7 protein-coding genes are annotated in these 11,477 nt (G+C 67.5%); 2 read left to right on the top strand and 5 right to left on the bottom strand.

The window, feature by feature from the left end; all coding sequences use genetic code 11:
• Positions 1-3 precede the first annotated feature (3 nt).
• The 4 genes from BS38_RS0115015 to BS38_RS0115000 form a co-directional block, all read right to left on the bottom strand.
• Positions 4-738, bottom strand: coding sequence for a hypothetical protein (locus BS38_RS0115015; protein WP_028271554.1), 735 nt, complete (start codon positions 736-738; stop codon positions 4-6).
• Positions 739-747: 9 nt separating this feature from the next.
• Positions 748-1,308: a DUF1579 family protein gene (locus BS38_RS0115010; RefSeq protein ID WP_043438822.1), complete on the bottom strand. Its 561-nt coding sequence runs from the start codon at positions 1,306-1,308 to the stop codon at positions 748-750.
• 115 nt (positions 1,309-1,423) lie between these two features.
• On the bottom strand, positions 1,424-2,047 hold the full coding sequence (locus BS38_RS0115005) for a dihydrofolate reductase family protein (RefSeq protein ID WP_028271552.1): 624 nt from the start codon (positions 2,045-2,047) through the stop codon (positions 1,424-1,426).
• A 102-nt stretch (positions 2,048-2,149) separates the two neighbouring features.
• On the bottom strand, positions 2,150-3,367 hold the full coding sequence (locus BS38_RS0115000; RefSeq protein ID WP_028271551.1) for an MFS transporter: 1,218 nt from the start codon (positions 3,365-3,367) through the stop codon (positions 2,150-2,152).
• A gap of 221 nt (positions 3,368-3,588) precedes the next feature.
• On the opposite strand from BS38_RS0115000, the gene BS38_RS25305 reads away from it, so the two are divergent.
• Together BS38_RS25305 and BS38_RS25300 are read left to right on the top strand one after the other, a co-directional pair.
• Positions 3,589-5,286, top strand: coding sequence for a multicopper oxidase family protein (locus BS38_RS25305; RefSeq protein ID WP_043438818.1), 1,698 nt, complete (start codon positions 3,589-3,591; stop codon positions 5,284-5,286).
• Between the two features lies 1 nt (position 5,287).
• A complete protein-coding gene (locus BS38_RS25300) occupies positions 5,288-6,061 on the top strand; it encodes a hypothetical protein (RefSeq protein ID WP_043438816.1) in 774 nt (257 codons plus the stop codon).
• A 276-nt stretch (positions 6,062-6,337) separates the two neighbouring features.
• Here BS38_RS25300 and BS38_RS25295 read toward each other — a convergent pair whose 3' ends face one another.
• Positions 6,338-11,473, bottom strand: a complete 5,136-nt coding sequence (locus BS38_RS25295) for a peroxidase family protein (RefSeq protein ID WP_231511264.1) — start codon at positions 11,471-11,473, stop codon at positions 6,338-6,340.
• Positions 11,474-11,477 lie beyond the last annotated feature (4 nt).

The raw sequence follows: 11,477 nt of genomic DNA, 5'->3' as shown, positions 1-11,477 counted from the left end.
CGGTCACGACGGCGTGCCCGGGAGTGCGTGGTGCGCGGCGGGGTCGAACGTGTCGAATGCCGCGGTGCCCATCATGAAGATCCCGCGTTGGGGAATCCAGAAGTCGCCCAGCCGGGTCTGCACCGGGAGGGGCTTCAGGCTGCCCAGGTCCTCGCCCCGGAGTGTGGCGGTGCTGCCGGAGATGAACCACACCCGCCTGGGGCTGGCCCGGAAGCCCTGCCCGTTGGGGACCCGGCCGAGCAGTCCCATCTTTCCGGCCTGCAGCACCGGCCCGGCCACGGCTCCCATCACCCGCAGGAACGCCGGGTTCCGCCAGAGTTTCGCCGGCAGCGCGGAGGCAACCGAGGACATCGCCCGGGTGATCGGGGTGGCGGCGAGGCTGACCTCCCAGTGGAGGCCGACGTCGTCCGCTATATCCACCGTGAAGCGGTGGTCATCAAGCCACGCGACGTCGATCTGGTGTACCGAGGTGGACTCCAGGGCGCTGCCGAAGTAGCGCGGGCAGGACACAGCGGCGGGCACACTCGTGTACATGGTCCAGGACCCGGAGGGTCGGCGCACCCACACCGAGGTGTAGCCCGGCCCCACGGAGGTGACAGGAAACCTGCGCATGGCCAGCAGGTAGCCCGAGCTGAAGGCCTGGCCCATGAGGCCGTAACCGGAAAACCGCTCGTCTTCCCCGTCGGGCAGCCGGGATTCGTGTTCGGCGGAGGCGATGAGTGCCCTGATGGACTCCATGGCGCGCCCCTAAGCCTGCCGGCGGTACGTGGCTTCGACCACCTGGTACGGGTCGTATCCCGGAACCAGGTTGTGCATGGTGATGCGTCCGCCGTTGCCGCTGCCGGGTTCGACGTGGATCTGCCAGCCCCAGTCGGGACCTTCCGGGGCGGGATACGTGCAGGCCAGCCGGACCACGCCGTCGTCGTCGATGGTCCCGGACAGGGTGAGCCACTGCGGCGCCGCATGGAAGGAGTCCACCCACACCGCCGTCGCGCCCGTTCCGGAAGCGTCGGAGTCCGACGGCGGCGCCTCGCCTGCCGCCGTCGCCTCGCCCGCCGCGTTGGCGTCACCCGCCGGGCCCGAGTCCGCCGGGCCTGAGTCCGCCGGGCCTGAGCCCAGGAGCAGCAGGCCGTTCTGCGGCTGGCCCTCGTGCGACCACGTGTACTCGATGGTCACGTAGTCCTTGGCCGTCACGGCGACCATCGCGGCGGACACTGATTCCTGGTAGTCATCCGTGGGCATGAACCGGAAAAGGTTGTGGCCCTGCCAGCTTCCGGTGAAGGGCGCCAAAACTTCGACAATTTTCATACGGGCAGTCTGTCCCGGATCCGCCCGGACCGCTAGTGGCGCCGCGCCATCGCGGCGCCCGCACCGCACGCCAAGGAACCCCAAAGCGACCGCCGAGGAACCCCCAACGAACCCCCTACCCCTCCGGCTCGACCTCAGACATATCGCCGACGCCGGGCGTGCCCTCGGCGAGCGCGTAGCGCTGCAGCACCGCACCCTTCGGCGAGACGACCACCGGCTCGATGATGGTGAGGTTGGTCGGAACCACCCCGTCGGCGAAGACCTTCTTTCCCTTGCCAAGCAGGATCGGATACACCCAGAGCGTGAGCCGGTCGAAGAGCCGCTCGGCGAACAGGGTCTGCACGAAGTTGAGGCTGCCGATCACGTGGATGTTCTGGTGCCGGTCGCGCAGTTCGCTCACGCCCGCCGCCACATCAGCGCCGAGCAGTGTGGAGTCCGCCCACTCGAGGACGGGCGCCTGGCGCGAGGCAACATACTTCGGGATGCTGTTGAACAGCCGCGCGATCTCACCGTTCTGGTGCGGCCAGTACGCGGCGAAAATATCGTAGGTCCGGCGCCCCAGCAGCAGCGCGTCCATCCCCGCCATCCCTGACTGGACCTGCCCGCCCACCACCTCGTCGATGAGGGGTGCCTGCCAGCCGCCAAATTCGAAGCCGACTGCCGCGTCCTCCTCGGGGCCGCCGGGCGCCTGCGCCACGCCGTCGAGCGTCGTGAACAAGTCAATATGGATCAGTCCCATGCCGTGTTCCTCCTCTGCCGCCCGTCGTCGCCCCGGCGACGGGATCACTTCGAGGCTGGCACACGGGGCCCTGTGAGGCAACAGGTAAATGGACGCCCGCCGTCAGTAGTTCCGGCGGTGCTTGAGCCGTGGAATGGTGATGGCAAATACGACGGCGGCGGCGAACCCCAGTACGCCGGTGGCCCATACGCCGGCCCCCAGTGAGACGGCGGCGGTGACGCCGGAGAGGAGCACCGGACCGCCGGTGGCGCCGGCGTCGGCAATGAAGCGCCAGAGCCCCAGGAACTGGCCGCGGCCGCGGTCCGGGGAGAAGTCGGCGCCGAGGGTCATGATCAGGCCGGAGCTGATGCCGTTGCCGAACCCGATCAGCAGCGCCGCCAGGAGCAGGCCCACAAAGCTGCCCGTCAGCGGGATGAGCATCAGCGCGGTGCCCATGATCACCGTGGACGGGATGGCCACCCACTGCCTGCCCTTGCGGTCCATGAGCTTGCCGGCCGGGTAGAACACCAGCATGTCGATCGCCCCGGAGAGTCCGTAGATCAGCGAGGCGTGCGTGGCGTCCATGCCCAGGTTGTCCGCCCACAGCGGGATGACCACCTGCCGGGAGGCGCGCAGGGCGCTGAGCAGCAGGATGCCGGCGCCCACGGTGAGGAACACGCCCGCGTGGGACCTGGCGATGCCGCGCATGGTGGGCTCGGGGCCGCGGTGCGCGTCGCCCGAACCGCCCACAGCCGGGAGGTCGGGGATGGTGACGGACAGGACGGCGGCGGCTGCCATGGCTGCCACCCCCACCCAGTACGCGCCGCTGATGCCCGCAAACTGCATCACGCCGGCGCCCACGAACGGCCCGATGAAGATGCCGATCCTGCTCACGCCGCCCAGGGTGGACAGGGCGCGGGCGCGGAAGGCCACCGGCACCGCTTCGGTCAGGTATTTCTGCCGGGCCAGGCTGAAGACGCTGGCGGACATTCCGACGACGATCATCGCCACCGCGAGCAGCCACAGTCCGTGGGGAATCACCGAGGACAGCCCCGCCGCCGTCAGTGCCAGGGCACCCGCCGCCGCGGCGCCGACGATGGACCAGCGTTCGCCGAATTTGAGCGTGATCAGGGAGGCCGGCAGGTTGAAGAACCACGACCCCAGGCCGATCAGCGTGACAATCAGCGCGGCCACCGCCACGGACGCGCCAAGGTCGCGCGCGGAAAGCGCCACCACCGGCAGCACGGCTCCCTCACCGATGCAGAAGAGCAGCGCGGGTCCGAATGCGGGGACGGCAATGCTGCGGAGGCTGAAGGGTTTGGTGGCTTGTGCGGAGGTCATCCCTTTCATCCTATGCAGGCCCGGCCCGGACGGCCGCCGGCGTTGCCGTTCCAGCCTTTTTACAAGTTGCGACGGGCATCATCTGATCAGGATTGAGCAAGCCATGACCTGACGCTGAAAGGGATGAAGGCTGACAGGCCTCAGGACAGCTTGATCTCCGGCATTGGGTGCCCATGCGGTGGTCTGCATGGGCATGCATTACTCACCATTGAGGAGAGGTCATGACAACTCGCAGGGAAGTTCTAAAGCTGGGCGGAACGCTAGGGGCATTCAGCCTCGTCGGGATGAAGGGGGCACCGCTCACCGTTCCTCCACCTACCACGCCGCCCATCACCACCAGCCAGCTGGCGCCTCAAAACACGCCGGTTCCGTACGCCGGCGTCTTCCGGCGGCCGCCCGTGCTGGAGCCGTTCGAAACAGGATTCGACGACGGCGACCCCGCCCGGCCGTATGCCAAGTACGCGTTGACCCAGAAGCTTGGCCAAACCCAGCTCGTCCCCGGCCTCACCACCACGCTCGCCGGCTACAACGGCATTTTCCCCGGCCCCACCATCCGTGCCATCCAGGGAACCCGGACGGAGGTGCGGATCCGCAATGACTTCCCCGCGCTGGGCCTGCTGCATCCCCTGGCCTTCCAGACCGTCACCCACCTGCACGGCTCGGCGTCGCTGCCGCAGTACGACGGCTACGCCAACGACGTCACTCCGCCTGGATACGTCAAGAACTACCACTATCCCAACTGGCAAACCGGCCGCACGCTCTGGTACCACGACCACAAGCACCACGTGACGGCCCAGAACGTGTACTCGGGCCTGGCCGGCTTCTACCCCCTCTCCGACAAGTTTGAACGTGACCAGCTGCCGCAGGGTGAGTTCGATGTGCCGCTGATGATCTCGGATGCGCTCTTCAACGCCGACGGCACCTTCGGCTACAACGACAACGACCACAAGGGCCTGTGGGGCGACATCATCATGGTCAACGGGGTGCCGTGGCCCACCATGAAAGTGAAGCCGCGCATCTACCGTTTCCGGGTCCTGGTGGCCTCGATTACCCGGTCCTACCGCCCCACGCTTTCCACGGGCGAGCCGGTCTATATCGTCGGCACGGACGGCGGCATGGTGCCCAAGGTCCAGGCTGTCCAGTCCTGGCGGCAGGGAACTGCCGAGCGCTACGAGATCCTCATCGACTTCCGGAAGTACAAGCCCGGGCAGAAGATCCAGCTGAAGAACCTGAGCAACAAGAACAACGAGGATTTTGCCAATACGGACAAAATCATGCAGTTCGAAGTGGTCCGCAACTCCGGCTCGAGCAAGGGGACCATCTCCGCGATTCCCAAGACGCTCGACGACGGCGGCTCGCCGAATGCGGCGCGCGGAGGACTGCCCACCATGAGCCTGACACCGGACCTGGTGGTGGCCAAGCGGGAGCTGAGGGTGGAACGCGAAAACGGGGAATGGGTGGTCAGCGGCGTCACCTGGGCCGACGTGGAAGCGTCCGGATTTACCAAGCTGCTGGGCAACCCCCAGGCCTTTGACGTGGAGCAGTGGACCATCACCAACGCGTCCGGCGGCTGGTTCCATCCGGTGCACATCCACCTGATTGACGCGAAGATCATCGGCCGCAACACCAACGGCGGGCAGCCGTTCGCCTGGGAGACGGGGCCCAAGGACGTCTTCTATACCGGGGAGAACGAGACCGTCACATTGCTGACCCAGTTCGACACCGGAGCCCACACGGGCGGGCGCTACATGGTGCACTGCCACAACCTGGTGCACGAGGACCACGACATGATGGTCCAGTTCTCCGTAGGTGACCTCCGGAACAACGATCCGATCACGTCGGACCCGGCCGTCCCGGACACCCTGCCGGCCAACTTCTTCGTCCCGAAATACCAGCCGGGCTTCCCGGCGGGCACCTGAGATGAAGGCGGCCGCTGTTGCCGTCTCGGTGGTGCTGGCTTCCTCGCTGCTGGCCGGCTGCACCGCCGGAGCTCCCGGTCCGCGCCCTTCCGACCCGTCCGGCGTCGTCCTGACGTCCGGGTCGGGCTCCGAGCTGGGGAACGGCCGGCCCCAGGTGAGCCACGACGGGCTCATGGTCCGCCGGCGCATTGCGGTGGCGGTCCACCCGGCCCCGGACGCGGACGTGGACAAGCTCCGCACGGCGCTCTTTTCCGCCGCCGACAGCCTTGGCCTGGCCGTGTCCCCGATATCACCGGACGTCCTGGGGGCCAGCGTGCTGCAGCATACGGTCCCTGAGCTCATTGTTGCCTTGCCGGCTGATGCCACCATCGCTGACGGCGGCGAGCTGGTTGACCTTGCCTTCGGCCACGACCAGGCGTTTCCGGGGCTGGAACATGTCCACGTGGCCCAGGTGCTGGTGCACGACCTCCGTTTCACGGTGAGCACGTCCACCCCCGGCACGGTGGCTGAGGCCATCACGCTGGAAGGAATCCTCGCCGATGCGCTGGGCAACTACGACACGCGGGTGGGCGACGGCGAGCTCGAATTCGCTTACACCGGCCCGCTGCTGAGCGACAAGACGGTGGAGGCTGTCCGCCGCGGCGTTGCCCGCGCCGCAGGAAATTCCGCCGACGACGTCAAAGTGGCTCCGCGGTCGGAAACGGGCACGGGCGTGGACATGGCCAAGGAACCGGCTGAGGCCGCCGCTGCCGAGGAACCGGTGCACGGCCACTAACAGCAAATCACGACGACGGGCCAGGCCGGCTGAGAGGGCATCTCAGCCGGCCTGGCCTTTCGTTGTGCCTGCCGACGGTGAGCCTGCACGTGGGGCGCCGCGCCGGCAGGGTCTGCGCCTGCAGGAGGCGCTGCCGGCAGAGCGGGTACCCGTACCTTCGAGCTGTGAGCAGCGCCTTGGCTCTCCCCTGCCCAGGAGCCCCGCGCACAGCGAAGGGGGTGGCCGGCGGGCCACCCCCTTCACTTGCCAGCAGCTGCTAGCTGCGCTGTGCCATACTTACCGCGGCACCACGCTGTTCGAACGGGCGGACTCCGGGCTGGTGCCCGCCGCGTTGATGGCTACCACTATGAAGCGGTAGTTGTTGTTGGTCAGGGTCATCTCCAGGGACCTGGCCGTCGCCGGCAGGACTGCGGAGTCTGTCCGTGAGACCACGGTGGCGTTGGCTGCGGCCGAGCTCATCCGCAGTGCCGTTACCTTGTAGCCCGTGATCGGGGAACCGCCGGTGGCGGCTGGCGGCGTCCAGTTGGCGATGGCCGTCACTGCTCCCCGGTTGGCCCCTTGCCTGGCGGTTCCGATCACCGGAGCGCCTGGCGCGGCTGGCGTGTTGACCGCATTCGACGGTGCAGAGCCCGCGCTGGCCCCGGCGGCGTTGACCGCCCGGACCACGAAGGTGTACTGGGTACCGTTGTCCAGCCCGGTGACCACCTGGCTGGTGGCCGCGTCGGTGAAGGTGACGGTCCTGACCACCGCGGTTCCCATGCGGACGTCGATCTGGGACCCGGTAATCGGGGACCCGCCGTCGCTGGCCGGCGCCGTCCACGTGACGGTTGCCGATGCGGCGCCTGCCGTGGCCGCCACATTGGTCGGCGCACCGGGAGCCGTGGCGGCGGGTGTGACCGCGTTGGATGCCGCGGACATCGCCCCTGCGCCGAACTGGTTCACCGCGCGCACCTGGAAGGTGTACGAGGTGCCGTTGGTCAGTCCGGTGACCGTGGCGCTGGTGGCCGTGGCCGCAATGCCGGTGACCGTCCGGACAGCCGCGCCGCCGGTGTTCACGACGACCTCGAAGCCCGTTATCGGAGAGGACCCGTTGGCGGCCGGAGCCGTGAACGTCACCGTGGCGGAGGTGTTGCCTGCGGTCGCCGAGCCGATGGCCGGCGCATCAGGCACCTGCAGCACAACCACCTGGTCGGCGAACTGCAGCCGCTCGATGTTCCGCAGGGTGTCGATCCCGTCGCTGGCCCGCTGGCCGGCCACGTCGGCGCCGGTCTGGGTGACCGTCACCTTGGCCAGCTCGGTGTCCGTTGCCGGGGTGGCGACGATCGTGTAGTTGGACAGCGGCCCGGAGAACAGTGCCGTGTCGGTGCCGCCGGTACCCGTCAGGATTTCGCGCACTGCCACGATGTTGCCCGGGTTCACGGTTCCCGCGAACACTGCCTCCTGGAGGGTGGGACCGGTGAGGTTGCCGGCGCCGTCCCGCAGGTACTGCGTGGTCATTCCGGCCGCGCTGCCAATCTCGGAGGCCGGGTTGTTCGCGTCCGTGCGGACACTGAGGCGAACGCTGAAGTACCTGTCGCCGTCGATGATGTCATCGGCGCCACGTCCTTCGATCAGGTCGCTGCCGCCGCCGCCAAGGAGGATGTTGCCATCGCCCCAGACGTTGCTGCCGGGGACCAGCAGCGGGCAGCTCCTGGATGCCGATGCCGCGATGACCGTGTCAGCGGGAGTGCTGAGCGCGGGTACCAGCGGGTCGAGGCCGGCGATGCGGTCAAGTCCTGCCTGGTCCAGCACGTCGCATCCGATGAATCCGGCGCCGCCGACGGCGCTGGGAACCAGGTCGTCGCCGCGAAGGATGTCGTCGAGGTTTGCACCGGAGAGCGCCTCAAGTTCGTTGAACTTGTCGCGGACGCCCACCTGGAGGATGTCCAGCGGCGGGATCGGAAGATTCAGGTCAGCGTCCTGCGCCTGCGGATCCTGAAGGCCGATTTCCCAGTCGTACCCGGAGGCTCCGGCGACCTTCTCGATGCCGGGTCCTGCGAGGCCGACGTCGTCGCCGCCTTCCATGTCGTAGTCGTCGTCGCCGCCCTGGCCGATGAGGATGTCATGGCCCGGCTTCTGGGAATCGTCCAGGAAGAACAGGTTTCCGCTGTCCCCCTGGAGGAGGTCCGGCTGATCGCCGCCTTCCTGCCAGTCGTCGCCGCTGTCACCAAACACTGCGTCTTCTCCCTGCCCGGCGATGATGAAGTCGTCACCGGCACCAGCGAAGGTTTCGTTGATGTTGGCTCCACCGTTCGAGAAGTCCTTGCCGTCGCCACCCATGAGGATGTCCAGGCCCGGACCGGCGTCGATCGCGTCGTTTCCGGGACCGCCCTTGGGTACGTCGTCGCCGGCGAGGTCGGTGATGATGTCATCACCTTCACCGCCGAGTGCGACGTCGGCGCCGTCACCGCCCTGGATGATGTCGTTGCCCAGGCCGCCCCAGAAGGTGTCGTTGTCGTTGCCTCCGTACATCCGGTCCACGCCGGCGGTGCCGTTGTAGACGCTCTGGCCGTTGATCCCGGAGGGGTCCACGGTGTTGATGGCGCGGTACTTGATGGTGCCGTCGGGCATCCGGATCAGGAGCGCTGTTTCGTTGCATTCCGACGCCGGGTCATCGGCCACCGTGTTGCCCGAGGCCGTGAAGCCGTCGGCGGTGCCCGCCAGGTTCTTGAGTTCGAACTTGCAGTCCGCCGTGGCGAATGCATCGGCCTTCAGGGTGTGCACGTTGGTGTTGCGCATCATCATTTCGGCGAAGGAGTTGCCTTCCAGTTGCGCCCTCAGGTTCATGCCCGGGGTGCGCGCGAGGTAGTACAGGCGGTCGCCGTTCTGGAGGTCGGTGAGCTGGCTTTCAAACACGAAGTTGAAAGTGCTGCCCAGCAGGCCGCCGAACAGGTTGGTCCGCTCGGCCAGGCCGCCAACCCAGAGGTCAACGGTGTCGAGTCCGGTGATGGACCTCGTGCCGTCGTTCGCCCAGGCACCGATGCTGTTCATGAACGCCGCGGCGTCACTCGGGCCGACTTCGCCGGCGAGGGTGTCGGGGCTGACGATCTTACGGGCAGCCGTGCGGCGTGAATCGAGCGTGGCCGGTCCGTCGTCGGCCGTCCCCAGGGTTGCATCGGGGCCGGCATCCGTGAGGATCGTCGGGTGCTGCCCGTAGGCTGCCACGAAGTTGATCAGCGACTCCGGGTGCTTGAGGTTCTCGCCGAAATCGATCCAGTTGGTGTAGGGCTGCAGCTGGCCGTCGTTGGTGGCGGCGTGGAGCTCCCGGCGGAGGTTGTTCAGCGTCGGGATGCCTTCGGACCGGGCCCTGGTCATGTTGATCGTGGGCAGGTCCAGCGGGAGGCCCAGCAGGTTGTTCCGGAGGGTGTCGGTGACGAACTCGTCGAGCTCGTTGCCTACCTGGTCGGACATACCCATGATGATGCTGCCGGCTGCTTCCTCGGAGGTCAGCTGGCCGGCGGGGCCGCCGTTCGTGTAGGCCGGCGGGTTGAGGAACCCGTCGAGCAGCGAGATGTCGTTGTCGCTTCCGCGGATGTCATCGGCGGTGCCGAACACAGTGTCCGGGCCGGGCTGATCCTCGTTGCGGCGGGAGATGGTCTCCGTCAGCATCGAGTGGCCGAACCGGTACACGGCATGGGCGAATTCCGCCTTGATGGCCGGGTTGAGCTCGGTCTGGGTGAAGGCGAACGGCTGGAAGGGGTTGATCGCAGGCTGAACCTTGCGGGCAAACTCCTCGAAGACCAGGTGCTGGTACTCCATTTCCGTGATGAACCGTGCCGCCTGGAAGAGGCGCTCACCGTTCCAGCCTTCAGCACCCGCGGCCAGCTGCCATTCCTGGAGCGCAGCAGTGCCGCTCGCCGTCGTGTCGCCGGTCAGCACATTCTTGATGTCGCCCACCAGACGGTCGTGCTCGGAGTGGAAGATCTGGTGGATGGCCGTGAGGCCGATGTTTTCGTTGACGCGGCCGTCGCCGGCGATGAAGTGTGCGTTGAGCATTTCGTCGTCGTACGTTCCCGCCGGCTGGTTGGCGAAGTCGGAGGAGGCAACGTTGTCGCCGTCCGGGACCGGGGCCACCGGGGGTGTGTCGGGGTTGCGGTCGGTGTCCACCGGTGTGGGATCCGCGTTGTGGGCAATATCCGTCAGGAACGGCGTGTCGAAGTGCAGTGCGTTGGCCGGAACCGGAACCGGGGAGGCGATGTTGCCTTCCACCAGGCCGGTGGCGGTCACGTACTGCGGCAGTCCGTTGGGGCCGGGAATGAACTTGCCGTAGGGGTCCGCGGCAATCATCGGGATGTTGGTCACATCGGTGTCCACCAGCCGGAGGCCCAGCAGTGCTGCAGCCTGCGCCTTGGTGGTGGCCCAGGTGGCCATGCCGCCGGCGGTGGGACCGGCCGGGCCGCCCAGCAGCTTGCCCGTGGACACGGGCCTGCCGGCGTTGTTGTTCAGGTATTCGCGGAGGAATACCTGGTGTGAGGGGTGGGAGGTGTAGGTCTGGCTCTGGTCAACCCAGGGCGAGTCCGTGTTCACGGCGTCCTGGATGTCGTCCTCCGTGCCCAGGATGCCGTCCGCGCCCGGCTGGTTCTGGCCGCGGGTCAGCACCATGAAGCGCAGGTTCGGGTCCAGGTCGTCGCCGTTGCCCAGGATGTGGTCGGGCCCCGCGATCAGCGGATCGTCGGCCTTCAGTGGCACGAACACCGTGCCTCCGCCCTTGACGGTCTGATCCACGCCGTGGTCGAAGAACTGTCCGAACAGCGTGAACATCGAGTTGTACGGTGGCGAAAGGCCCACGTCGGTGGTCACGTTCGGCATGAACAAGGTCTGGTGGGACGGAACGCAGCCTGCAGGGATGCCGGCAGCGTCCGGGGTGGGATCCGTGGTGCACGGCACCACGCCCTCGGCGCCCTGGGTCCTGACCGGATTACCTGCCGCGGCCACGGCGGCGGGGTTGGTGGAGGTCTGGTCAACCACCAGGTTGCTGATCACACGGGGCTGGGAATCGAAAACGACGCCGGACTTCTGCTCGTAGCTGGTCGGCGCCGGCGGTCCCCCGAGTGATCCGGACTCCGCGGGGCGGAATGATTTGGAGCCCAGCCGCGGGAAGATTTCGTCGGCCGCGCCGAAGGTTTCCTGGCCGGGCACGAGGTTGTTGCAGGAGCCGTCCACCGTGCGCAGCCCCTTGGAGACGAGGGGGCTGGCGATCTGGTTGGGGCCGGTGCCGATCATGGTGTCGCACGGGTGTTCCGGCGAGAGGGTTGCCGCGTGCGCTTCGGCGATTTTGATCTGCTGCAGAATGAACGCCAGGTCGGCGGGGCTCACCGTAAACCCTTGGCCGACGGGAGCCGTAACGGCGTGGGCGGCTACGGGAAGTCCCATGCCA

The sequence above is a fragment of the Arthrobacter sp. UNC362MFTsu5.1 genome, assembly GCF_000685965.1.
Taxonomy (GTDB): domain Bacteria; phylum Actinomycetota; class Actinomycetes; order Actinomycetales; family Micrococcaceae; genus Arthrobacter.
The sequence above is the reverse complement of the archived record's forward strand: the minus strand, read 5'-3'. Positions and strand labels throughout refer to the sequence as shown.